Origin of the sequence: Devosia insulae DS-56 (assembly GCF_000970465.2) — a bacterium.
Lineage (GTDB): Bacteria > Pseudomonadota > Alphaproteobacteria > Rhizobiales > Devosiaceae > Devosia_A > Devosia_A insulae.
Window position 1 is genome coordinate 19,525 of the sequence record NZ_LAJE02000244.1, and the last position, 23,548, is coordinate 43,072.

24 protein-coding genes are annotated in these 23,548 nt (G+C 64.3%); 12 read left to right on the forward strand and 12 right to left on the reverse strand.

Annotated elements, in window-relative coordinates:
- The first annotated feature begins 2 nt into the window (after positions 1-2).
- Complete coding sequence (locus tag VW23_RS17480) at positions 3-932, forward strand: serine hydrolase domain-containing protein (protein WP_069910829.1); 930 nt, start codon at positions 3-5, stop codon at positions 930-932.
- Here the strand turns inward: VW23_RS17480 and VW23_RS17485 are convergent, their stop codons facing one another.
- Entirely contained in the window at positions 933-1,631 is a 699-nt protein-coding gene (locus tag VW23_RS17485; protein WP_069910830.1) for a DUF930 domain-containing protein, read from the reverse strand. It lies immediately after the preceding gene.
- Positions 1,632-1,747: 116 nt separating this feature from the next.
- On the opposite strand from VW23_RS17485, the gene VW23_RS17490 reads away from it, so the two are divergent.
- Positions 1,748-2,392, forward strand: coding sequence for a MarC family protein (locus VW23_RS17490; RefSeq protein WP_069910831.1), 645 nt, complete (start codon positions 1,748-1,750; stop codon positions 2,390-2,392).
- A gap of 346 nt (positions 2,393-2,738) precedes the next feature.
- On the opposite strand, the gene VW23_RS17495 is transcribed toward VW23_RS17490, so the two are convergent.
- Positions 2,739-3,575, reverse strand: a complete 837-nt coding sequence (locus VW23_RS17495; protein ID WP_069910832.1) for a GH25 family lysozyme — start codon at positions 3,573-3,575, stop codon at positions 2,739-2,741.
- Between the two features lie 357 nt (positions 3,576-3,932).
- On the opposite strand from VW23_RS17495, the gene VW23_RS17500 reads away from it, so the two are divergent.
- From VW23_RS17500 to VW23_RS17510, 3 genes are all read left to right on the forward strand, one after another.
- Positions 3,933-4,451 carry a hypothetical protein gene (locus tag VW23_RS17500; protein WP_069910833.1) on the forward strand — a complete coding sequence of 173 codons (519 nt, stop codon included), beginning with the start codon at positions 3,933-3,935 and terminating at the stop codon, positions 4,449-4,451.
- Positions 4,452-4,552: 101 nt separating this feature from the next.
- Positions 4,553-4,852 carry a hypothetical protein gene (locus VW23_RS17505; protein WP_069910834.1) on the forward strand — a complete coding sequence of 100 codons (300 nt, stop codon included), beginning with the start codon at positions 4,553-4,555 and terminating at the stop codon, positions 4,850-4,852.
- A 5-nt stretch (positions 4,853-4,857) separates the two neighbouring features.
- Complete coding sequence (locus tag VW23_RS17510; protein ID WP_084646270.1) at positions 4,858-5,370, forward strand: GNAT family N-acetyltransferase; 513 nt, start codon at positions 4,858-4,860, stop codon at positions 5,368-5,370.
- A gap of 8 nt (positions 5,371-5,378) precedes the next feature.
- On the opposite strand, the gene VW23_RS17515 is transcribed toward VW23_RS17510, so the two are convergent.
- On the reverse strand, positions 5,379-6,275 hold the full coding sequence (locus VW23_RS17515; RefSeq protein ID WP_201788068.1) for a LysR substrate-binding domain-containing protein: 897 nt from the start codon (positions 6,273-6,275) through the stop codon (positions 5,379-5,381).
- 158 nt (positions 6,276-6,433) lie between these two features.
- Between VW23_RS17515 and VW23_RS17520 the strand changes: the two genes are divergently transcribed.
- From VW23_RS17520 to VW23_RS17535, 4 genes are all read left to right on the forward strand, one after another.
- Complete coding sequence (locus VW23_RS17520) at positions 6,434-7,138, forward strand: glutathione S-transferase family protein (protein WP_069910835.1); 705 nt, start codon at positions 6,434-6,436, stop codon at positions 7,136-7,138.
- A 33-nt stretch (positions 7,139-7,171) separates the two neighbouring features.
- Positions 7,172-8,134 carry a hypothetical protein gene (locus VW23_RS17525; protein WP_069910836.1) on the forward strand — a complete coding sequence of 321 codons (963 nt, stop codon included), beginning with the start codon at positions 7,172-7,174 and terminating at the stop codon, positions 8,132-8,134.
- Between the two features lie 86 nt (positions 8,135-8,220).
- Positions 8,221-9,597, forward strand: coding sequence for an FAD-binding oxidoreductase (locus VW23_RS17530; protein ID WP_069910837.1), 1,377 nt, complete (start codon positions 8,221-8,223; stop codon positions 9,595-9,597).
- 32 nt (positions 9,598-9,629) lie between these two features.
- Entirely contained in the window at positions 9,630-10,781 is a 1,152-nt protein-coding gene (locus tag VW23_RS17535; RefSeq protein WP_069910838.1) for a phosphotransferase, read from the forward strand.
- A 52-nt stretch (positions 10,782-10,833) separates the two neighbouring features.
- On the opposite strand, the gene VW23_RS17540 is transcribed toward VW23_RS17535, so the two are convergent.
- The 3 genes from VW23_RS17540 to VW23_RS17550 are packed head-to-tail and all read right to left on the reverse strand — an operon-like array spanning position 10,834 to position 14,306.
- On the reverse strand, positions 10,834-12,366 hold the full coding sequence (locus tag VW23_RS17540) for a DUF3502 domain-containing protein (protein ID WP_084646271.1): 1,533 nt from the start codon (positions 12,364-12,366) through the stop codon (positions 10,834-10,836).
- Positions 12,367-12,414: 48 nt separating this feature from the next.
- On the reverse strand, positions 12,415-13,350 hold the full coding sequence (locus VW23_RS17545; protein WP_141728375.1) for a carbohydrate ABC transporter permease: 936 nt from the start codon (positions 13,348-13,350) through the stop codon (positions 12,415-12,417).
- Positions 13,347-14,306, reverse strand: a complete 960-nt coding sequence (locus VW23_RS17550; RefSeq protein ID WP_084646273.1) for an ABC transporter permease — start codon at positions 14,304-14,306, stop codon at positions 13,347-13,349. Before VW23_RS17550 ends, VW23_RS17545 begins: the two co-directional genes overlap by 4 nt.
- Before the next feature lie 193 nt (positions 14,307-14,499).
- Between VW23_RS17550 and VW23_RS17555 the strand changes: the two genes are divergently transcribed.
- On the forward strand, positions 14,500-15,270 hold the full coding sequence (locus VW23_RS17555) for an IclR family transcriptional regulator (protein ID WP_069910840.1): 771 nt from the start codon (positions 14,500-14,502) through the stop codon (positions 15,268-15,270).
- A 171-nt stretch (positions 15,271-15,441) separates the two neighbouring features.
- Here the strand turns inward: VW23_RS17555 and VW23_RS17560 are convergent, their stop codons facing one another.
- The 6 genes from VW23_RS17560 to VW23_RS17585 form a co-directional block, all read right to left on the reverse strand.
- Complete coding sequence (locus tag VW23_RS17560; protein ID WP_069910851.1) at positions 15,442-16,338, reverse strand: NAD-dependent epimerase/dehydratase family protein; 897 nt, start codon at positions 16,336-16,338, stop codon at positions 15,442-15,444.
- Between the two features lie 127 nt (positions 16,339-16,465).
- The gene (locus VW23_RS17565; RefSeq protein ID WP_069910841.1) at positions 16,466-16,933 is read right to left on the reverse strand and encodes a VOC family protein; all 468 of its coding nucleotides are present in this window, start codon (positions 16,931-16,933) and stop codon (positions 16,466-16,468) included.
- A 188-nt stretch (positions 16,934-17,121) separates the two neighbouring features.
- Positions 17,122-18,369, reverse strand: a complete 1,248-nt coding sequence (locus tag VW23_RS17570) for an ABC transporter substrate-binding protein (protein WP_069910842.1) — start codon at positions 18,367-18,369, stop codon at positions 17,122-17,124.
- A gap of 286 nt (positions 18,370-18,655) precedes the next feature.
- Positions 18,656-19,753, reverse strand: a complete 1,098-nt coding sequence (locus VW23_RS17575; RefSeq protein WP_069910843.1) for an ABC transporter ATP-binding protein — start codon at positions 19,751-19,753, stop codon at positions 18,656-18,658.
- A gap of 6 nt (positions 19,754-19,759) precedes the next feature.
- Positions 19,760-20,677, reverse strand: a complete 918-nt coding sequence (locus VW23_RS17580) for a carbohydrate ABC transporter permease (protein ID WP_084646275.1) — start codon at positions 20,675-20,677, stop codon at positions 19,760-19,762.
- A complete protein-coding gene (locus VW23_RS17585; protein ID WP_244513639.1) occupies positions 20,674-21,540 on the reverse strand; it encodes a carbohydrate ABC transporter permease in 867 nt (288 codons plus the stop codon). Before VW23_RS17585 ends, VW23_RS17580 begins: the two co-directional genes overlap by 4 nt.
- Positions 21,541-21,953: 413 nt before the next feature.
- On the opposite strand from VW23_RS17585, the gene VW23_RS17590 reads away from it, so the two are divergent.
- Together VW23_RS17590 and VW23_RS17595 are read left to right on the forward strand one after the other, a co-directional pair.
- Entirely contained in the window at positions 21,954-22,400 is a 447-nt protein-coding gene (locus tag VW23_RS17590) for a VOC family protein (RefSeq protein WP_069910845.1), read from the forward strand.
- 132 nt (positions 22,401-22,532) lie between these two features.
- Entirely contained in the window at positions 22,533-23,525 is a 993-nt protein-coding gene (locus VW23_RS17595) for a LacI family DNA-binding transcriptional regulator (protein ID WP_244488383.1), read from the forward strand.
- Positions 23,526-23,548 lie beyond the last annotated feature (23 nt).

Here is a 23,548-nt window from a genome sequence, read left to right on the forward strand (position 1 = left end):
CGATGACCCCGCTCGCGACGCTGGTCGAGCGAGCGGGTTTTGCTCCAAGGACGCCGGTGGCGGTGGCGCGGGTGGTGGGCGACGCCGTCGAGGAGAGCGTGACCGGCGCCTGGCCCAACGGGCAGCCGGTGACGCCGAGCGACCGGTTCTACGTCGCAAGCCTCGCCAAGCAGATCACCGGCGCGGCGATGGCGCTGCTGGTGCGCGACGCCCGCATCGATCCGGACCGGCCGGTCTCCGACACTGTCGGCGGCCTGCCGCAGTGGTCGACACTGGTCACACCGCGCCAGCTCGCCCATCACACCGGCGGCTTGCCGCCGGCCGGTGCGCTCGAAGCCCAGATGACTGGGGACTGGACCGAGGCGTTGGTGTTCGAGGCGCTGAACGATCTCGCCGAACTGCCCGGATCGCCGGGCGCCGCCTATCGCTACTCCAACCTCGGCTATGTGCTGCTCGCCCGGGTCATCGCAAACGCCAGCGAGATGCCGTTTACCCAGTTCGCCGCGACGCAGCTATTCGAGCCGCTCGGCCTCGACGGCATCGGCTTTCCCGACGATCCCGTCGGGCAACCGCAACTCCCGCTGCTTGGCGCGAGCCTGCCGCTCACCCACGGCGATGGCGGCCTGTGGTCCACTTCCCGCGGCTTCGCACTGTGGCTGCAGCAGCAGAACCGCGACACCCTCGGCATTGCCGACCTCGTCGCCACAGCGGGCCGGCTCAATGACGGCACCTCCGTCGACTATGGCTGGGGTCTTGGCCTCCGCCAGCGGCACGGCGAGGCATTGCTGATCCATGGCGGCGAATGGCAGGGCGCGGCGGCAAAGGCGGTGCGCAGCCCGGCACTCGGGATCGCGGTGGTCGGCATGGCGGCCGGCGCCGAGTTCGAAACGCTGAACCGGCTGGTCAGCGCGGTGCTCGAGGATATCGCCTGATCACTCGTCGCTCTCGGCCGCGGTGAGATAGTGCTCCTCCCACAGCTCGTGCGGGATGAAGCCGCCGACCGAGAACTCGAAGCGCTCGACCGCCGAGTAGTCCGCCGCGGCGGCGCAGCTGAACTTCACCTCGTACCATTCGCGCCGGCTGCGGAAGGCGCCGCCATCGGCGATCAGCGCGCCGTCGCGGGTCGCCATGTCGGCCATGGCATAGGCGACGACGGTGTCCGGGTCGAATTCCGGCCGGGCGCGGCGGATCTGCTCGATCGCCTCAATGCTGCACAGCTGCACCAGCCGCTCGCTGCCATCGAGGGTCGTCATCGCCGCCCGCAGCCTGGCGCTTTCAGGTTCGGCCAAGAGGCTCCCGGCAAAGAACTCGGTGGCGCGGATGGTGCCACCGGGCGCCGCTTTGGTAGCGGGGGTCGTGGTGCTGGAACCAGGTGACGCCGCTGTGGCCGGCGTAGTGGGCGCGGCAGCCGGCGGCGTTTCCGCTGGCGCAGTGAGCGCGGCAAACTGCGCTGCGGTCATCAGCTCCACGGCAATTGAAGGCGGTGGCAGCGGCTCTGGCTTGTCCTGGTTCGGTCCGAGCAGCAGCAGGCCAAACAGCACAGCGTGAAACCCCAGCGACACGGACGTGCCCCACGCCGATCGCTGCGTCGGCGGCACATCGATCGGGCTGTCGTCTAGGGTGATGGACATGGCGGCGCCCTGTCAGTCGGGCGGCTTTGCGGCTGATTTGCGGAGCTTGTGGGTGCTCGGGGCGAAATCCTCATGGCCCCCTCGCCTTTCGGCGCCAGCTCAGCCATTGTCCGGCCATGCCGATCGACACGTTCCTGCTTGCGCTGACCACCTTCTTTGCCACCCTCGGGCCGGCCGACCTGCTGGTCGTCTATGCGGCGCTGACGCAGAAGAATACCCAGGCCGAACGGCGTGCCATGGCGCTGCGCGGTACGGTGATCGCGGCGGTGATCCTCTTATTCTTCGCGGTGTTCGGCGAGGTGCTGCTGCGGCTGTTCGGCATTACCCTGCCGGCTTTGCGCATCGCCGGCGGCATCCTCTTGCTGCTGATCTCGATCGACATGGTGTTCGCCCGCCATTCCGGCGGCACCGGCACGACACCCGAAGAAGAGAACGAGGCGCAGAGCCGCGCCGATATCTCGGTGTTCCCGCTGGCGACGCCGCTGCTTGCCGGTCCCGGCGCGATCAGCGCGGTGATCCTGCTCACCACTGGCTCGGGCGGCTTCAACATCGAATGGGTCGTGGTGGTGCTGGCGCTGCTGGCGATCCTGTTGCTCTGCTATGTGGTGATGCTGGTCGCCATCCCGATCCAGCGGCTGCTCGGCATTACCGGTCTCGCGGTGGTCAGCCGCGTCGTCGGCGTGCTGCTCGCGGCGCTGGCGGTGCAGTTCCTGCTCGATGGGCTGAAGAGCAGCGGGCTGATCCCGGGCTTGGCAGCCTAAAAAGCAAAGGCCGCGACGGGTGCCACGGCCTTCACGAATTCAAGAGCTCAAGTCGCCCGGTTACTTCTTCTTGGCCGGTGCGGCGGTGGCGGGGGTCATCCCGGCCGTTGCCAGCACTTTCACCTTTTCCTTCTTGGGCTTCTTGGCTTCCTTGTTGGATCTGATCTGACCTTTGGCCATCGGCATCCCCTTCCATTGTTGGCCGGCAGCAACTCCGGCAAATCACTAGGTGAGGCTAGAACCAAGGCAGAATCCTGACAAGATCACTGCCTGGGTGGAGTCTTTGATTTGTCGCGCTTTCGAACCGGAAAAGTCTGCGACTTGTCCTGAAAGCGCTCCGGCACCGCTACTTGTGGCTCTGGCAGCGGCCCTGCGGGCCCAGCCGATCGACGGCGCGCGGATCGCACCCGGTGAGCAGGAACGTCACCCAATCGCCCTCGCTGCCATAGAAGGCGTTGCGGTCGACCTCAGTGCGAACGCCCGACATGGTGCCGGTCTGGGTCCACTGCCAGAAGATCCACGGCCGGTCGCCGTATTTGGTGTGCGGCTCGGCGGCAGTCGAGCGCAGCCAGAACGAGGAGTCGAAGTGCTCGCCGGCGAGGATGTCGTTGTAGAAGTTCATGTCGGTATAGATGATCGGCACCTTGCCGGTGTGCCGCTCCATCTCGGCCAGCATGACGCGGACCTTTTCCAGCACATCGGTGCGGTTGAACTTGTTCTTGCAGCTCGAGTGGTTGTTCCACTCGAGATCGAGCACCGGCGGCAGCGCGTCGGGATCGTTGGGCACCATCTTTCTGAACCAAGCGGCCTGCTGCGAAGCGAGGCTGCACCAGGTCATGAAGTGGTAAGCGCCGCGCGCCATGCCGGAGGCCTGCGCGCCACGCCAGTTGTCGTAGAAATTGGGGTCGATGTAGTCCTTGCCCTCGGTCGACTTGATGTAGACGAAGTGCACCCCGCCACCGCGCGCCGCGTTGAAATCGATGCGGCCCTGGTAGCGCGCCACGTCGAGCCCCTGGATCGGCAGACCCCAGGCCCGGCGCACTCCGTCATGCGGGTCGTTATCGCCGGGGATGCCGCGATAGTCGTGCGAGGGCGAGCGCCCACAGGCAGCAAGCAGCAGGGTCAGCCCGACCAGCAGCAGGGTTTTGGCAAACGGCAAGGCGGGGCGGGCGGCGGCAAACATGCGGGACGTCTGGCTTTTCGATGAGAGATCTAAAGCCTTTGAATCAACATAGCGCGCTTAACGAAACCTTGCGCTAACCCTTTGTTATTCCAGCATGGTTAACACGGGGGCCGGATTCGACCCGGTAACTGCCGGCCGCTGCGCAGCATCGGCCGGATAGGGGCGACAGTCCTGGGAGTACGGGCGATGCCGGCCGGGCCCTCCAAGGGCTTTGGTGCCGATGGCACAGGCGCCAAACAGGTGGGCCGACCTCCCATTTGTACACCGGTTCACAGCAAGACTCCGCTTCCCACGCATAGTTTATTGTATTGGAGCGACCGCTAGCGCTAGATATTCGACATCATGGAGGGGGTTGTGATGCGTTATATTTTCGGGGCGCTGCTGATGGCGGTAGCAATGTCGGTGCTGTTTGCGGTACCGAGCCACGCCGGAGACGCCGAAACGGCCCTGCTCCGCTCCTATATCGGGAACTGGAGCGGCAGCAGCGTACTGCGTGGTGGCGACCAGCCCGAGGCCTTTTCCTGCCGCCTTAAGGTGACGCAGGGCCGGCTGGTCAAGATCAACTATGCCGGGCGCTGCAGCCTGGTGAACATGAATCTGTCGGTGTCCGGTACGATCTTTTTCAACGACAAGGCCAACCGCTACGAAGCGACGATGCGCTCCAATGTTGGGCTCTCGGCCGCCGCGGTGGGAGCAAAGCAAGGCGGCAGCATCATCTTCAAATTGAGTGAAAAGCAGAGCGACCGGGTGGGCACCCCGATTCAGATCAACTCGGTCCTCGAACTCAGCGGCAAGCAGATTACCGTCGACTTCACGGTTGAGCTCAATCGATCCGGACAAACGCTGACGACGACGGTGCCGTTCCAGCGGCAGTAATTGCCATCGAGCTCGACAGGGCAAGGGACGGCGGTGAACGGCCTCGCGGATTGGACCCGCAGTGCCGTTGCTCTAAGTTGCACGGCAACGGAGCGCGGAGAATGATCATGCTTTGGCGGGCCTGGGGCGCGGCGCTTTGCGGCGCCCTGGTTGCAGTGTCGGCATCGGCGGATGAGCCGCCCCGCATCGATCCGCAGGATGTGACGGTGAAAGCCTGCCTCGCGGCGGTCGCGCAGCAGACCGGCAACAGCCAGCTCGTCGTGCTGGGCAAGGACTATTCCGAGGCCAACTCGGCGGTGCTGATCGGCGTCGGCCCGGACCAGGCGCCCTGGCGCTGCCTCGTCTCGAACGATGGCGTCGTCGTGGAAGTGACGTTCACCGGCGACGAGGGCGCGCTGTAACTGCGATGAGCAATCGTCTGGTCCTGAGGCCAAGCACCGCCGGCGATGCCGAGCGGGCCTTCGAGATCCGCTCGGAGTGGGAGGTCAGCCGCATGTTGAGCATGGCGTCCTACCCGCCGGACCTCCAGGTGCTCGGCGTCTGGTTCGCCGATCACCCGCGCCAATGGGAAGCCGGGGAAGCTTACCGCTTCGCCGTCGAACACGAGGCGCAGTTTATCGGCCTCGTCGACATCGACGGCATCAGCGAGGGCCAGGGCAAGCTCGGCTACTGGTTCGACCGAGGCGTCTGGGGCCGTGGGTTTGCCAGCGAAGCGGCGGCAGCCGTGGTCCGCTTCGCCTTCGCCGAGGCCGGCCTCAAGCAGTTGCAGGCCGGGCACGCCGCCGACAACGCCGCATCGGCGAAGGTGCTACTGAAGCTTGGCTTCGAACCGCTGGAGACAGTCGAGTTGCTGTCGCACTCGCGCGCCGAGCTCATCCAGCAGCGCCGCTATCTGCTGAACCGGCCAGTCGCCGGCTGAGGTCGTCACTAACGCGTCGCCAGGTCGGCCAGCCACCGGGTGACCTCATCGAGCAGCCAGGAGCGCAGTTTGCCGATCGCAGCGAGGCGATTGCTCGAGGTCGGCCAGACCAGATAGTGGGCATGCACGTCGACGATCTCGTGCGTCCAGAGGCGGACCAGCCGGCCCGAGCGGAGTTCATCCTCGACAATGGAGCGGCGCGCCAGGAAGATGCCCCGTCCGGCGAGGGCAGCCTGGACGGCCAACAGGGTGTCCGAGAACAACACGCCATCCTGCGGCTCGACGAGATCGAGCCCGGCGGCCTGGAACCAGGGGGTCCACGGCTGCACCGACTGCCGGAGCAGCACGCAGTCTGCCAGGTCCGTGGGCAATACCGGGAGGTTGCCGCCGCGATAATCCGGGCTCGCCACGGGGAACACCACTTCGTCCATCAGATGCTCGGCCGTCGTGCCCGGCCAGGCGCCGCCACCGTAGCGGATGGCGGCGTCGATCCCATCACTGGCGTCGAGCCGGGCGAGCGTGGCGGACGTCTCGATCTCGAGCTCAATTTCGGGGTGGAGGCGCGTGAAGTCGTCGAGCCGCGGCATCAGCCATTTGGTGGCGAAGGCCGGGAGGGTGCTGATGACCAGGCGCTCGCGCCCAGCGGCCGCGCGGCGATGGTCGGATCCCCTGGGCATCTGGTCGAAGGCTCGGTCGAGCACGGTCAGGCCCTGGCGAACCTGCAACGCCAGCGCCTGTGATACGGCGTTTGGTTCGACCCCTGTAGCGGTGCGGACGAACAGCGAGTGCCCGAGGCGCTGCTCCAGCGCCCTGATGTGCTGGCTCACCGCCCCCTGGGACAAGGCGAGCTCGGCCGCTGCCGTGGTGAAGCAGCGGAGCCGCACCGCCGCCTCGAGGGCGCGCATCGTCTGAATGCTGGGGAGCCGTTTTCCGACCATGGCCATTAGTAGCACTAATGGCACCGCTGGCGAAATGATGGTTTGAGCTTGGAGGCGGGTTCATCGACGCTTGGCCGGAGATCGCAACACCAGCGGCCCCACAGGGGCGTGAAGGCATCCAAGCAATGTACCAGCTGTTCTACGCCCCGGGCGCCTGCTCGATGGCCGTCCATATCATTCTCGAAGAGGTTGGCGCCGAGTTCGAGCTGTTCGCGGTGTCGGTCGCCAACCGCGACACGCAGCGCGAGCCATACCTCTCGATCAATCCGAAAGGCCGGGTCCCGGCGCTGCGCATCCGCGGCGAAGCGAAGGTCCTTACCGAGCTGCCGGCAATCCTGCGTTACCTCGCAAGCCGCTATCCGGAACACGCCCTCGCCCAGTCGGCAGACCCCCTGCTAGAGGCGCGGATCACCGAATGGCTGGCCTGGCTCAGCGGTTGGCTGCACAGCGTTGGCTATGGGCTGATCTGGCGGCCGGAGCGGTTCGATCCGGATCCCTCGCATGCCCCGGCACTCGCTGCGCAGGGCAAGAGGGTCGTCGAGGCCGCCTATCAAGACATCGAGCGGGCCCTTGCCGACACCCGCACGTGGAGCGTCGAGGAGCGGTTCTCGATCGTCGACCCGTTCCTGCTGGTGTTCTATCGCTGGGGAAGCTCGATCGGGTTTTCGATGCGGGACCGCTATCCCGCCTGGACCCGGCATGCGCAGCTGACGCTGCAGCGGCCCGCCGTGCAGCGCGCCATGGCGAGAGAAGGGATCGCGCTGCCAGTTGAGGCGTGCGCCGCGCTTTCGCCGCATGCGGCACTGTTGCCTCCACCAGTTGCCCTGTAGCTTCTCCATTTGGGAGCACGTTGGAGGGGGGTGATGGCTACTTCTGAAGTCGATGCCATTCTGGCGGTGATCGAGATGGAGCGTAAGGCCTTCTCGTCGCACGACTTCGACTCCTATGCTGAGGCCCACCACCATGCGCCGTACGTCTCCTGGTGGAACGCCTCGCCGATCGCCGGCAACTGGGTCAGAACCGGCTGGGACGAGACTGCACCGCTGGCGCGCCAATGGTTGAGCTCGACCCAGCCAGAAACGCGCGGCGGCGAGAACGGCATCATCGAGAATCTCGTGGTCAGGGTCTCCGACAGCATCGCCTGGGTGAGTTTCACGCGGCGCTACCCCGGACCCGTTCCCGCGCACCGGGCCGGTCCCAATCCGGCCCATCAACTGCGCATCCTCGAAAAGCACGACGGTAAGTGGAAGATCGTGCTCGACGGCTTTCTCGACCCCAGCACCGGAGCGCCAAGAACATCGGTACTGCGGCTCGACCCGACCGGCTCGATCGTCTGGAAAAACGCCGCTGCCGACGCTGCGCTTGCCGCCGATGACGACCTGATCGTCCGCAACGGCAGGCTGCACATCCGCAATTCCGAGGCCGATCGCAGCCTCTATGACGGCATCCGCTGGGCCGATGATCTCGGCAAACAATTCATCCCGCGTCGCGGTTCACTTCCCATCGTGCTCCACACTGGCGAGGGCCGTCCCGCTAAGGTCTGGTGGGTCATCGGCGACGGGGGCACCATCCTGTTTTCCCTGGGCGATGACGGCCGCACCGACCGACAGCTGGACGTCGCCGCCATCATTTTCGGCCTCTCGACGGCGCAGAAGGCGATTGCCGGTCACGTGATCGCCGGGCGCTCGCTGGAACAGGCCGCCGCCCTGATGGGGATCAAGGAAAGCTCGTCCCGAACCCACCTGGATCGCGTGTACGAAAAGACTGGTGTCCGCACGCAGGGCGCGCTGATCCGCGTGCTGCTGTCGGTGGCAGCGCCGGTATAGCGCCCATGTCCCCGTTGCGGGGGACAGATCGACACTTCGCACTTGTCTATCCTCAGCCTCGCTATCGAAAGCGCCGGGAGGGGATCATGGACGCAGAAGCAATCGGAATCTTCGCAGCAAATCACCGTGGCCCGGTGATCCGCGCCGGCGACGCCGGCTACGAGGAGGCGCGGCAGCTCTATAACGGGATGATCGACAAGCGACCGCTGGTCATCGCGCAATGCGTCGACGTGGCCGATGTCATCGCCGCAGTCAATTTCGGTCGCGACAACAGGCTGCCGTTGGCGATCCGCGGAGGCGGGCACAATGGGCCGGGCTTCGCCAGTGTCGACGACGGGCTGGTCATCGACATGTCGCTGTTCAGAGGGGTCCGCGTCGATCCTGCAAACAAAACAGTGCGGGTCGCCGCGGGGTGCACGACCGGCGATGTCGACCATGCCACGCATGCGTTCGGACAGGCGGTGCCGTTCGGCATCATCTCGACCACCGGCGTCGCCGGGCTGACCTTGAGCGGCGGTCATGGCTATCTCAGCCGGCAGTACGGCCTCGCAGTGGATAGCCTCATCGAGGCAGACGTGGTGCTTGCCGATGGCAGGTTCGTTACGGCCAGCGAAACGGCCAACCAGGACCTGCTCTGGGCGCTCAGAGGTGGCGGCGGCAATTTTGGTGTCGTAACGAGCTTTCTGTTCCGCACCCATCCCGCCAAGACGCTCTATGCCGGGCCGATCATCTTCGACTTGTCCGACGCTCCGACAGTGATGCGCTGGTATCGCGAGTTCCAGGCGAATTCGGCCGACGACTTCTACGTCTGGCTGGGCCTGCAGACCGTACCGCCGGGAGCGCCGTTTCCCGAGGAACACTGGAACAAGAAAATGTGCGTGCTGCTGGTGGCGCATAACGGCGCCAGTGGTGAGGCCGACGTCAATAAGCTTCGGGCCAGCCTGCCAAAACCGTTGATCGACTGGTGCGGCCCGATGCCCTACACCGCCCTGCAAGCCATGTTCGACGCGCTCTACCCCAAAGGGCTGCAATGGTACTGGAAGGGCGATTTCGTTCGCGACCTGTCGGACGACGCAATCACCGAGCACCTCAAGCACGCGGCAAAGGTGCCAACGCCACTGTCGGCGATGCATCTCTACCCGATCGACGGTGCCGTGCACCGCAAGCGCCCGGCCGACGCGGCCTGGAACGCCCGCGATGCGACCTGGTCGATGGTCATCGTCGGCGTCACCGGCGATCCGTCGGAAGCGGCAGCGACCAGGCAATGGGCACGAGATTACTGGACCGGCATGCACCCGTTCGACCTGAAGGGGGCCTACCCCAACTTCATGATGGCCGACGAGGGAAGCGAAAGGATCGCGGCCACCTACGGTGACAACTACCAGCGATTGGCCCAGTTGAAGCGAAAGTTCGACCCTGACAACCTGTTCCGGCTGAACCAGAATATCGAACCGGCGCAATAGGTGGGCAGAGCGTCCCGGCAAGGCAGGTCGAAATGGCCGCGGAACAGGAAGCCGATCGCCTCAAGTCGATTGCCCGGACCCTGGGTCCGGGCGAATTCGCGGCCATCGCAGCTGCCGTGCTCGGCTCCGAAAGGCCGGCGCTGATCGGCGCGCCGAAAATCATCCGGCTGTCGGCGCACCACTATGACAGCCGTACCATCGGCATGCTGCATGTCAGCGGCCAGGCGACCGACGCCGAAGGGCAACTCCAGGCCTGGTCGTGCGTGATCAAGGTGATCGACTTGCTGCAGGCGCCTCGCGCCAACAGCTTCGTCGATGCCGCCAACGAGGTGCTCGTCTATCGCGATGGGGTGTTCGACACGGGTGAAGCACGGTTCCGTCCGGCGCGCTGCTACCTGATCACCGATGGCCCAGGTTCGACCACCCTGCTGTGGCTGGAGGACCTGACCGGCCTGCAGAAGCCGCCGTTCACCCTTGAGGAGCTCGATGGCATGGCGGCTCACCTCGGCTCATGGAACGCACATCAAGCCAGATCACCCGCCACGCTGCCGTTCGAGCCCCGGAGCAACTCCTTCCAGTTGCGGTGGGACCGCACTCCGGCGGTGCAGCAGGCCGCGCGGCTGCGAGAGCTGCACCAGCATCGCTACGTCCGCAACGCCTATCGAGACGTGTCACTCGATAAAGCGGGCGAATTCCTGCGCCTGGTCGACAAGCTCAACCAGAAGGCGGCACTCCTCCCGGCATCGCTGTGCTTCGGCGACTGCAATGTCGGCAACCTGTTCAGTGGCGAGAACGAGACCGTCGCCGTCGACTGGGCCAGCATCACCCGCGACCCCCTCGGGGTCGACGCCGGCTGTATGGTCGGCTCGGCAATCTGCTGGGGACGTAGCGGCGCGGCTATTGCGGCGGACGAGCGATCGCTGTTCGAGACCTATCTGGCCTCAGTTGCGGCCGGCGGCGTCGTGCGCGCTACAGCCGACGTTCGCCTCGCCTATCTGTCGCTCTACGGCTTTTACGTGTGGTTCTGTGCAGCAATGCCGGTGCTGCTCGTCGACGAGGTGTTTCCGATCCACCTGCTCGAACTTCGCTTTGGCGCGCGGGCCGAGGAGATACCGGGCCTCGTGTCGGGGGTGATCGCCGGACTGCCGGCGTATATCGAGGAATGTTCCCTGCTTGCCAGCTGAGCGGGCGGATCGAAGAGCGCCACCGGCGCCCTTCGCTCGCTGTCATAACAGGCTATGTGCGCGCTTTGAGATAGGCGTCGCCCTGCTTGGTCAGTTCGGTCATGATCACGTCGAGGCCGGCCGCGTCGGCGGCCTTCTTCAGCTTGTCGAGCCCGGCATCGACGTCGCCGACGCCGTAGAACAGCGGGTTGGCATACTGGGTCATCACGTTGTTCATCTGCGCCGCGGCTTCCTTGACCGGGGTCACGTCGGCGATGAACGAGGCGAAGGTGTCCGAGGTGAAGTTGTCGTAGTTCTGGGCCCAGCCGAAGACCTTCTTTTCGGACTCGGTCATCGACGAGGTGAGGCGCTCGAGCCCGGCGCGCCACAGGATAGCATAGCTGGGGAAGCTATAGGTGCTGAGCTGCTCGAAGCCGCGGTCGCCAACCGCCTTCCAGTCCGTGCCCTCGATGCCGAGGCCGACCAGATCGTGGTTCTCCTGCACCGAGAACCAATCCTGCAGCGCCATGGCGCGATCGACATCGCCGCCATTGGCATTGACCACGATCATGTTGTCGGCCTGGAAGGTCTGCACCGGCTTGACGCTGCCCAGCGCCCCGCCAAAGGGCAGGACCTGGCCCAGGGCCGCGGTGGGGACGGCCCGCTGCAATCCGGCCAACCGGTTGGATTGCAGGCCATCCGTCATCGACCAGAGGCCGGCGAAGCGGCCGGCGCCGAACTGGCTCTCGATGGTCGCCTGGTCGACGTTGAGCGCGTCGGCGTTGATGATGCCATCATTGTAGTACTGGCGGATCTTTCGCAGCGCCTCGACGGTGCCGGCATCGTCCCACCAGGGGATTGGCCGTGACGAGCCGGTCGTGGCGGCATCCTTGTCGAAGTAGAAGCGCAGCCCTGACCCGGCCAGCGAGTACTGCATGGTGTAGGGATTTTCCCACGAGTGCTCATTGAACATGCCGGTGGGGGTCGCCACCGCGGTCTGCCAGCCGGTCTGCGAGGCGAGGGCGAACGGCGTGACCCCCGATTCCTTCTCCTTGATGGCGTAGAAGAACTTCTCGAGCGTCTGGAAGTCGTTGATCTCGGCGAAGCCGTACTTCTCCGCCAGATCCTGCCGGATGCCGAAGTGCTGGATGCGGCCAGCGCTGTTGACCTGCGGAATGCCCCACAACTTGCCACCCCAGGAATTGGCTTCGATCAGTTTGGGCGCGATCTGCTTTTTCAGGTTCGGCCACTTGTCGATCTGCCCGGTCAGGTCGGCGAGGGCGCCGCTCTGCTGCAGCTGCGCCATGTTGAGCCACAGCGCCTGCAGCGCCGTGTCGAACTGGGCGCCGGCGGTGAATTTCAGCAGCGACTGCTGGCCGTAGTTGCTCCAGTTGATGAACTGGGCATCGAAGGTGAAGCCATGCTCCGCCATGAGCTTGGCATTAGCCAGGTCGAGCACGGCCTTCCAGTTGGTCGGCGCCTGCGACGGCAGCAAGGCCACCGAGGTGCCCGAACTGGCGCCGAATGCCGGCGACAGCCCCGAGAAGGCCGTGGCCATGCCCGCGGCCCCGCTGAGGGCCATGAAGTGTCTGCGTGTGAGTCTCATGTTGGTCGTCTCCTCCTCATTTGGGCGCGACGGGCTCAGGTGCCGTCGTCACCCCTTGGTGGCGCCAAGGGTGATGCCCTTGACGAAGAAGCGTTGTGCGAATGGGTAGGCGAGCAGAATGGGGCCGACGGTGAGCACCGTCATGGCAAAGCGCAGCTGGTAGACCGGCGCCATCGCCGCCCCGGCCGAGCTCGGCAGGCTCGCCGCATTGGTGACGTTGGAGATGAGGTTCTGCAGGATCAGTTGCAGTGGGAACTTGTCCGGATCGGTGAGGAAGAGCAGGCCCGTGAACCACTCGTTCCAATAGGTGACGGCGTAGAACAGCCCGAGCACCGCGAGGATCGGCTTCGACAGCGGCAGGACGATCTGGAAGAAGATGCGCAACTCGCCGGCCCCGTCGATACGGGCCGCATCGAGGATTTCCTCCGGCATCTGGCGGAAAAAGCTCACCGTCACGAAGATCAGGAAGGGCGCCAGCATCAGCGGCAGGATCATGGCGAACCAGCTGTTGGTCAGACCCAGCACCTGCGTCACCAGCAGGTAGAACGGCACCAGGCCACCGTTGAACAGCATCGGCACATAGGCAAAAATGGTCAGCGGACGGCTGATGAACGGCAGGCGCCGGGCAATGACCCAGGCGATCGCGGCGGTGCACGAGATCGAGAGGATCGTGCCGACCACGGTGATGAACAGCGAAGCGATGTAGCCGTTGAGCAGCGATTGCCCGGTGAACAGCAGCTCGTAGGCCCGCAGCGAAAAGGGCTGCGGAAAGAGGCTATAGCCGTTGAGGCCCAGCACCGACTCGTCGGTCAAGGAGCCCGCGACGATCATCCAGAGCGGCACCAGGCAGAACAGCCCGAACAGCGTGACGGTGACGTAGCTGACGGCCGCGAACGGCTCCATCCGGCGTCGCACCGCCTTGCGAACGGGTTGCGCCGCCATGTCCGCCGCAACCCCAGCACTATCCTGATCGATGGCGCTCACAGGATGCTGCTCTCTTTCTGGAAGCGGCGCTGCACGAGGACCGCCGCCGCCACGAAGACGAAGCCGACGACCGACTGGAACAGGCCGATGGCGGCCGTGGTGCCGAAGTCGCCGATCATCCGCAGCGAGCGGAAGACATAGGTGTCGATGACGTCGGTGGTCGGGAACAGCACGCCATTGTCCTGGACGATGGCGTAGATGGTGGCGAAATCGCCGAAGAACATGCGGCCGACGCCCAGCACCACCAGCACCGCGAACGTCGGCAGCAGCAGCGGCACGGTGATCGACAGCGCCATGCGCCAGCGGCTCGCCCCGTCGATCTCCGCCGCCTCGTAGACCTCCTCGGAGATCGAGGTGATGGCAGCGAGGAAGATCACCGAGGTGTAGCCGCCCAATTGCCAGACCTTGACGATGGTGAGGATCCACGGCCAGGCGCCGGGCTCGGTGTACCAGCTGACCTGCGGCAGATCGACGACGCTCAGCAGGTTGTTGACGAGGCCGCCGCGCCCGCCGACCCCCGAGAGGATCACCTGCAGCATGATGGAAATGACGATCGGCGAGACGAAATAGGGAAAGAAGATCACCGACTGCATGAAGCGGCGATATGGGCCGCCGCGGATCTCGTTGAGCATCAGCGCCAGGACGAGCCCTGCAAGCAGCGATGCGCCGAGAAACAGCGCATTGAGGAACACCGTGTTGAAGACGACGGTCGCCGCGTCGCCGCTCATCAGGAAGTAGCGGAAATTGGCGAGCCCGTTCCACGGACTGCCAAAGATGCCGTCGCGAATGTTGAAGGCCTTGAACGCCACCACGAGGCCGACCATCGGGCCGTAGGCAAACACCAGGAACCAGGCAATGCCAGGCAGCGCCAACAACAGCAGCACCAGGCTGTCGCGCGACGACAATCCATGTCGGCGCGCGCCGGTGCGGCCAGCCCTCGGTTTGGTGACGGTCATCGGTCGTTCTGCCGCGGCGCCACGGGTGCGCCCGCCAAGGGTACGCACGCACAGCCAGTGGCGCGCGAGATTCGACGATAGGTCACCAGGCCCCTCCCCGAAGAACAGTAACCGTGCAACACCAAAGTTTCTTATTTGAAACTCTTGGTATCAGATGATAACCGTGCCGACCAAACGGACAGGATGTCAAGCCATGCGTGAGGCGGAGATCGAGGCGCAGAACCGCAATCCGGCGATCGAACGGATGATGGCTATTCTGCAGCAACTGGAGCGGGCCCCGAACGGGCTGGGCCTCAAGCGCCTCGTCGAACAGTCGGGGGTGACGCGCTCGACCGTCTACCGCATCCTCAACTCGCTGACGGCGCATGGGCTGGTCCGTCAGCTCGAAAATACCGATTATGTGCTGGGGAGCCGCCTGCTGTCGCTCGCCGACGCCGTCGGCATGCCATCCGGCGGGCAGGTCGCCAAGGCGGCGCAGCCGCATCTCGATTTCGTGGCGCGCTCACTGGGGGAGACGGCCAAAATCTCGATCTATGATCGCGGCCATGTGCTGGTCGTCGCGGTCGCCCCCGGCAACAAGCAGCACGCGCTGCATGCGAGGGTCGGCGAGCAGTTGCCGATCCATGCCGGCGGCAGCAGCAAGGCGCTGTTCGCCTTCCTGCCCGAGGCCGAACGGCAGCGCATCTATTCGCGGCCACTGACGCTCTACAACGAACGCACCATGATCGAGCCGGAAGCGCTGGAGGAGGAGCTGTCGCGGGTGCGCGAGCAGGGCTGGGCGCGCGACCATGGCGAGTTCAGCGCCTCGGTCAACTCCTACGCCGCGCCGATCCGCGATCGCTCGGGCGACGTGGTCGCCGCCGTCAGCATCCCGTTCCTCGCCGGCCGCGACGCCGAATACGAACAACTGGTCCGCGCCACGGCGCTGGCCACGGCAGACCGCATCAGCGGCGGTCTCGGCTGAAGCGTTGCCTGCCGGCGTTGTGGGTCGGCAGGCGTCCCGAATTCCAGGGCTCTCGGTTTGCGTCGGTCAACCATGGGACTGGCGCTGGTGAAGCATGGCCCGTGCGCCGGCGGATACTGTCGTTCCGGCCCGGACCTCGACGACCGCCCGGTGATCCGGCACCTGGGCGGTTCAGGCAGTTGGGAGATACTTGCGCCAGTTGTGCTGTTCCTTGAACCCGAGAATGGTGCGGATCTTGCGGTTCGAGAGGGGGGCTTCGCGCTGGCCCATCGGGCGGGTGATCGGCGTGTTCGGCGCGTACTTGCGCAATATGGTCTCTGTCGGCTCGTTGGCGACGATCTCGTCATTGACCGCGTTGAAGACCTGAAACCCCAGCCCATCCTTGCCAATGCAGAGATCGACGATCTGGCCGAGGTCGCGCGCGTCGATATAGCTCCAGGCATTGCGTTTGCGGGATGGTGGATTGGCGAGATAACCGGGGAAGTTTGCGTAGTCCTCCGGCGACATCACGTTGCCGATGCGCAGGGCGTAGATGTCGGCGCCGGTGCGCGCGGCAAAGGCGCGCGCGGTCTTCTCGTTGACCAGCTTGGAAAGCCCATAGCTGTCCATCGGGTCGATGTCGTAGTCTTCCTCGAGCGGGAACGCGTGGTAGTCCCGGTCGCCTTCTGCAAAGCATACGCCGTAGGTGGTCTCGCTTGAAGCGATGACGATCTTCCTGATCCCGAGCTTGGTCGCAGCCTCGATCACATTGTACGTCGAAACGACATTGGCCTTGAACGTCTCGTTGTCGGGCTGCAGCAGCACACGGGGAACGGCACCGAAGTGTACGACGGCGTCGACCGGGGCTGGCCCCCTTCCGGTCCTGAAGCCATCGAAGTCGAAATGCATCGAAAGCGCGTTGAACACCTGGCCGCTATCCGTGAGATCGGCGTTGAGCGTGTTGACGCCCTCGATGTCGAGCGGCTTGAGGTCCAGGTTGAAGACGGTGTGACCCTGGGCAAGAAGATAGGCCACGGCATGCCGCCCGGCCTTCCCACTGCCGCCGGTGAATACTATGCGTTTGCTCACTTGATTTCCTTGCAGCTGCAGCCCGCGGGTCATCGGCTGATCGGCCTTCCCACTCGGACGATGATGTCGTCTTCCGGCAACGCCGCGGCAAAATCCGTTGCTGGAGCGCTTTCAGCGGTGAAATGCCCTAGATGGGACGGGACAGCGTGGTGGCCCGGCCCGTGTCGCGGAAGGTGTTGATCGCAGCATACTGATCGCAGCTGGGAGCCATCTCCATGATTTCGATCCGATTGCCGTCGGGATCGACAATCCACATGCCGCGATTGCCGTCCACACCGCGTCTGGTGGGATCAAGCGGCGAAACGAGGGCAATGCCGACGTTCGCCAGGTGCGCGGCTGTGTCCTCGATGTCCGGCGTGGTCAGGCAGAGGTGATTGAGGCCTGCGGCCTGCTGGTCACCGGCGCGGCCGGTGCCCCCCGGCAGCAGCTCGATATAGAGCTCATCGGTGATGCGCAGGTAGACGATCCAGGTGCGGCCGTCGGCTTGGGTCAGGCGCAGGAACTCGGGAAAGCCGAGCTTGGCATAGAAGTCGATCGAGGCCTGAAGGTCGCTGGTCTTGAGGTTGAAATGACCGAGGCTGGTGAAAGGCTGCACGTTGTTCTCCAAATCTTGGGGCGCGAGGCTCAGGCCGCTTTGCGCATCGGGTAGGCCACATAGGCGAAGCACCAGCTGCCGGGGGCCCAGCTGTTGACGCTGCCCGGCGAACCTTGGGACGCCGGAGCGCCGGTCGAAACAGGGAGGACCGGCAGGGAGTTGGGAGGTCTCCCCGCCGGCCCCCGCGATCAGTTGAACGTCAGGTCGTACGCGTCCTTGAGTGCAGCGACGGCATCGTCCGTCGTCTGGTTCTTGTCACTCCAGAAGTTGTACATCGCCGTCCAGATGCCGTTGTTCCAGTCGCCGGTGATGACGTTGAAGGGGTTCTTCACCGCGCCGTTTGGCTTGTTCATGGCGTCCATGGCCACCTGGTTGCAAGCATCGCGGAACTCGGTCGGAGCGTCGGCACGCGGGCTGGTCGAACCCTTCTGCTGATTGGCCTTGGCCGAGACGATCGGGTCGACGAAGGCAGCGACGAGGTCGAGTTCGGCCTTGTCCTTTTCCGCCGGCTGGCCGCCGAGGATGCCCATGGCATCGGAGGTCACCGGAACGGCGAGCGCGCCGGGGATGACTTCGCAGCCGAAGTCGACCCCCGGGACCTTGCCGGCGGCGAGCCATTCGCCCTTCATCCAGTCGCCCATGATGTGGAACAGGGCTTGGCCGGCGATCACCGTATTGGTGGTCTCGTTCCAGGGACGATTCTCGCTTTCGGGGGTGGCTTCGTTGGAGAAGGCCCGTACGACTTCGATGGCCTTGCGCACTTCGGGCGTATCGAAGGCGGTCGGGTCGGGGGTTTCCGAATAGATGCGGTCGTAGATGTCCGGCCCGGCTAGGGCAGCGACCATGGCATGGAACAGATATCCGACCTGGAAGGCTTGCCCACCGACGGCCGCAGGCACGAAGCCAGCGGCTTTGACTTTGGGGAAGTCGGCAATCATGTCGTCGACGCTCTTCCAGGCTGTCGGATCGACACCGGCTTTTTTGGCGACGTCCATGTTCCAGTAGACCATGCCGTCGATGTGCAGGAAGAGCGGCACCTTCACCATCTTGCCGTCGACCGTGGAGAGTTCCTGCACGATCGGGAAGAAATTGTCGGCCGCGCCGATCTCCTTGTAGTAGTCGGTCAGGTCACGCTCGAGGCCGAGACCGGCGAGGTCGCGGAAGATATGCGGATCGGAGGTGACGAAGGCGTTCGGGGGATCGCCACCAGTCACCATGTTGACGATGGAGACGTTGACGCCCGAGTTGTGCGGAATCGCCAGATCCTTCCAGGTGTGGCCCTTTTCGTTAAGGGCAGCCTGGAGGATGTTGAGGGCCGCGACTTCGGCCTTGGACGACCAGCCGTGATAGACGATCAGTTCTTCGGCGGTGGCAGCGAGCGGCGCGGCGCTGAGCAGCAGTGCGGCTGCCATGGTCGCCAATGATTTCATATGCATTCGTGTCTCTCCCTTTTGGCTCGCCTTCGGCGAGTCGACGTTTCACGTCCCTGCCTTGCGGCGGGGCCTGCCGGAAGATCCGGCCATCGGTCACGCCCAAGCCCTTCCTCAGAACGGCCGCTGACACGGCTCCCTTCCTCCAAGGCCCGCGTGCGGTCCGCCCGTTACCTGGGAGAACCTGGGTAGGCCGGGCCGGTGAGCCCGGGCATTGGCGTCCCGTTGCCTTTCGGCGGGGTCGCCGCATCGATCACCGCCACCCCCAGCAAGATCGGGTGCGGTGCTCGACCTAGAGTCGGCGCCCGCTCTGGGCGTCGAAGACATGCAGCTTCCCCTGCGGGAAGGAAATGTTGACCGTATCGCCCTGCTTGAAGCGGCCGATCAGTTCGGGGTCGACACGGGTGGCGATCAGGCCATCGCCGAATTTGAGATAGGCGGTGGCATCGCTGCCGGTTTTTTCGCTGTGCTGGACGGGCAGCGAGAAATTTCCGGCAGGATCGGTCACGGCCGCGTCGGGCTCGCCGAAATGTTCCGGCCGCAAGCCGATGACGACGCTCTGGCCATCGCGCGGCGCGGTGAGAAAACCATAATGGCTGACGTCGAGGTCGACGCCGGCGGCGCGCGCGGCAACCTTGCCGCCGGCCACCGAAAGGGTGGCGGGGCGCAGATTCATGGCGGGTGAGCCGATGAAGCCGGCGACGAACAGATTTGCCGGGCGGCCGTAGATCTCGTCGGGCGTTCCGAACTGCTGGATGACGCCGGCATCCATGACGGCGATGCGCGTCGCCATGGTCATGGCCTCGATCTGGTCGTGCGTCACGTAGACGATGGTCGACTTAAGCTCGTCATGGAGCTTTTTGATCTCGAGCCGCATCTCGGTGCGCAGCTTGGCATCGAGATTGGAGAGCGGTTCGTCAAAGAGGAACACGCCGACCTTCTTGACCAGCGCCCGGCCGATGGCGACGCGTTGGCGCTGGCCGCCCGAGAGTTGGGCCGGCTTGCGATCGAGCAGCGGCTCGATCTGCAACAAGCGGGCGGCCCAGGCGATGCGTTGCTCGATCTCGGCAGTCGGCAGCTTGTGAGCGGCCAAACCGAACTTCAGGTTTCCGCGCACCGTCTTGGTGGGATAGAGCGCGTAGGACTGGAAAACCATGGCGAGACCACGGTCCTTGGGGTCGAGGTCGGTGACGTCGCGGTCGCCGATGGTAATCCGGCCCGCCGTGACATCGAGCAACCCAGCCAGCAGATTGAGCAGGGTGGTCTTGCCGCAACCGGAGGGACCGAGCAGCACGAGGAACTCGCCGTCGTCGATGGCCAGATCGAGGTTCTTGAGAACCGTCAGCTTGCCGTAGCTCTTGATGATGTCTTCGAAGATGACCCGTGGCATGCCCGCTTACCCCTTGATTGCGCCGGCAGTGATGCCCTGGACGAAGAACTTGCCGAGAATGAAGTAGATGACGAGTGGCGGGATGGCGGTGAGCAGCGCTGCCGCCATGTTCTCGTTGTAGGCCGCCTCGCCGGTGGTGGTGATGACCACATTGGCGAGTACGACACTCATCGGCTGGGTACCGAGGCCGCCAAAGGTCAGACCGAGCAGGAAGTCGTTCCAGATCGAGGTGACCTGCAGGATCAGAACGACGATGAAGATGTTGCCGCTCATGGGCACGATGATCTCGCCGAAGACGCGCCAGAAGGAGCCGGAGTCCATCATCGCGGCGCTCATGATCTCCTGCGGAATGCCCTTGTAGTAGTTGCGGAAGACCAGCGTCAGGAAGGGCATGGAGAGCACCGCATGGATGATGGCGATGCCCCATATGGTGCCGTAGACCTTGAGGCCCGAACTCAGAATGATGAGCGGGATCATGATGATCTGGAACGGCACGAAGGCGCAGATGAAGAGGATGAAAAGGAAGGTGCCGGCCCAGCGCACCTTCCACAGCGCCAGCGCGTAGCCGGTGATCGACGACAGCGTCAGCGACAGCATCAGGCTGGGGAACAGGATCGCCACCGAGTTCCAGAAGCCGACCTTCAGACCCTCGCAGCGGATGCCGGAGCAGGCATGATCCCAGGCGTTGACCCAAGCCTCGAATGTGATGGGCGAGGGCAGCGAGAAGATCGCGCCTTCGCGGATCTGCTCCATCGTCTTGAACGAGGTGGTGACGATGACATAGAGCGGCACGCAGAAGAAGGCAGCGCAGATGCTCAGGAAAACCAGGATGGCGATCGAGCGCCCCGAGATGCCCTTGCGCTTGCGGGGGAACCGCGGCGCTGCCTCGACGCGGGCGTCGCCCGAAAGCAGACCCGTGCTCATGACGTCCTCGCCCGTTCGCGCCAGGCGGTGAGCAGCACCAGCGGCAGGAAGATCAGCGCCGTGATGCCCAGCATCAGCGCGGCGGCGGCGGAGGCATAGGCGAGGTTGGACTTCACCCAATAGGCGTTGATGGTGAAGTAGCCCGGCACCCAGGTGGCCTGCCCCGGCCCGCCATTGGTCATGGCCACGACGATGTCGTAGGCCTTGACCACGCCCAGCGAGAGCAGAATGGCGCAGGTGAGGAAGGTGAACTTCATCATCGGGATGATGATCTCGGCGTAGAGCCGCCAGAAGCTGACCCCATCGAGACGGGCAGCGCTCCAGATCTCGGTGTTGATGGATTTGAGGCCCGAGAGCATCAGCGCCATGTAGAAGCCGGCGCCCTGCCAGACCGAGGCGAGGATGATGCCGTACATGGCGGTCTCGGGCTTGGAGAGCCAATCGAAGCTGATGAAGGTAAGGCCGATGGAATGCAGCGCACCTTGCAGGCCGAAGCTGGGGTTGAACATCCAGCGCCACGCCACGCCGGTGACGATCAGCGAGACCGCCAGCGGATAGAGGAACACCGTCCGGAAAAAGCCCTCGCCGCGCTTCTCGCGATCGATCAGGGCAGCAAGAATGAACCCGAAGACGATGGCCAGAAAACTGCCGATGCCGAGCACCAGCATGTTCTTGAGCGCAATGGTCCAGCCTTTGTCCTTGAACAGCCGTTCGTACTGGCGGGCCCAGTCGGTAAAATCGATGCCGTAGGTCGCAAAGGCCTTCGATGAGGTGAACGAGACATAGATCGTCCACAGGATCGAACCGATGAAGGCGACGACCGTTATCGCCACCGCCGGTGTCAGCGCGAGCTGCGGCGACATTCGGCTCCACCGAAAGGCCATGCGTCCCTCCCTAGAGCGCCACCCGGCCTCTGGACCGTGGTGCCGCCTCCCTGACCGTTGAGGCCGTATTATCGCTAATCTAAATACGCGCTGACGATCTCGTCAATGGTCAATAATCTGAGGAGAGTCGATCGCCTCGGGTGGGAACGATCACGGCGCACGACGAAACCCGGCGATATGTGCCGGGACAATTGGACTATATATTCAGCAATATCAACATCTTATTAGCGCCTTCCCCTGGGGGATCGACATGAGAGCAGTCTGGCGGCGAAGAAAATGCTGATTGACAGGACCCCATGGTTCGGATGATCCCTTCGTATTAGCGTTCATACAAATTGCGCGGACGATCGGTTTCGGCCGGATCGAAAACGCCGCTTGAGGGGAGACAAAGCATGCACGGAATCAATGGCGTCGGCCATGTGGCGATCAAGGTCACCGACCTCGATCGCTCGCTCGACTACTACATCAACAAGCTCGGCTTTCCCGAGATGCTGCGGCTCCACAAGGACGACGGAAGCGTCTGGCTCGTCTATCTGCGGATCACCGACACGCAGTATCTCGAAGTTTTCCCGGGAGCCGAAAACGATCGTGCGCCGGGCTGGAACGCCAACGGCATGAACCATATGTGCCTTACCGTCGAGAACATCGACGATACGCTGGCGCAAGTAGCGGCCGCTGGGCTCGAGCTGCTGTTGCCGCTCAAGACAGCGATCGACGGCAACCGCCAGGCCTGGCTGGAAGACCCGGACGGCAACCGGATCGAACTCATGGAGATGGCCGAGGACAGCCTGCAGCTTCAGGCGATCCGCCGGCTGCAGGAAACGCGAGCGATCGCCTGATCGCGATGTCCGTTCCCATGGGCGATCGAGCCACGGTGACCAGCGCGACACCGGCATGCTATCGGTGTTGCAGAGCGACGGGCGAAGTATCGCCGGTGCAAGAATCAGGTGCCGAACTTGGGTAAGGGGATAGTGCGGTTACGTGACATTGCTGCGCGCACCGGTTTTTCACTGAACACCGTGTCTCTGGCGCTGCGCAACAGCGAGCGCATTCCCGTCGAAACCCGGAACAAGATCCAGTCGGCGGCGCTCGAGCTGCGCTACGTTCCCAACCACGTGGCGCAGTCACTGGTGAGCCGAGCGACCCGCACAATTGGCCTGGTGCTGACCGACATTCTCAACCCGACGCTGACGCAGACCGCCCAGTCGGTCGAGATCGCGCTGGCGGAGCGGGGCTACGGCACGCTGTTCGCCACCTCGAACAACACGCTGGAGGAAGAGATCCGGGTGGTCGACATGTTCCGCTCCCGCCAGGTGGATGGCATCCTGATCTACCCGGCGCGACATCGTGACCTCGAACACCTCAGGCCGTTACGCAGCGCCAATTTTCCGCTCGTCCTGCTGATTGCCGATCCTGACGCTGGCATTGACGGAGTAAGCGTCAACGATCGCAGCGGCGGCTACCAGGCGACGCGCTACCTGATCGGCCGGGGCCACAAGCGGATCGGCTTTCTCGACGCCTCGCATGCCAATGGCAATGACGAAAAGCTCGAAGGCTATCAGCAGGCCCTCTTGGAGGCCGGCATCGGCGTCGATGCGGAGCTGATCGCGCCGACCAATGGTCACTATGCGCGGCACGGCTATTTCGCGCTCGACATGCTCATGAACGGGCCGAAGCGGCCGACCGCAGTGCTGACCGACAACGACTCGCTGGCGTTGGGGGCGCTGCGCTGGTGCCACAAGCAGGGCGTGCGTATTCCCGACGACCTCGCCATCATGGGCTATGACAACATCGCCTTCACCGAATTCGGAGAGCCGCCGCTGTCGACGGTGAACTACGACGCCCAGGCCGTCTCGCAAATGGCCGTCGATCGCCTGATGCACCTGATTGCAGCTGGCGAGAAGCTACCGCCCCCGCGGGTTACCCTGATCGATCCCGAGCTCATCATTCGCGAAAGTACCTGACCGGTCGTGACGATGCTCTCCCC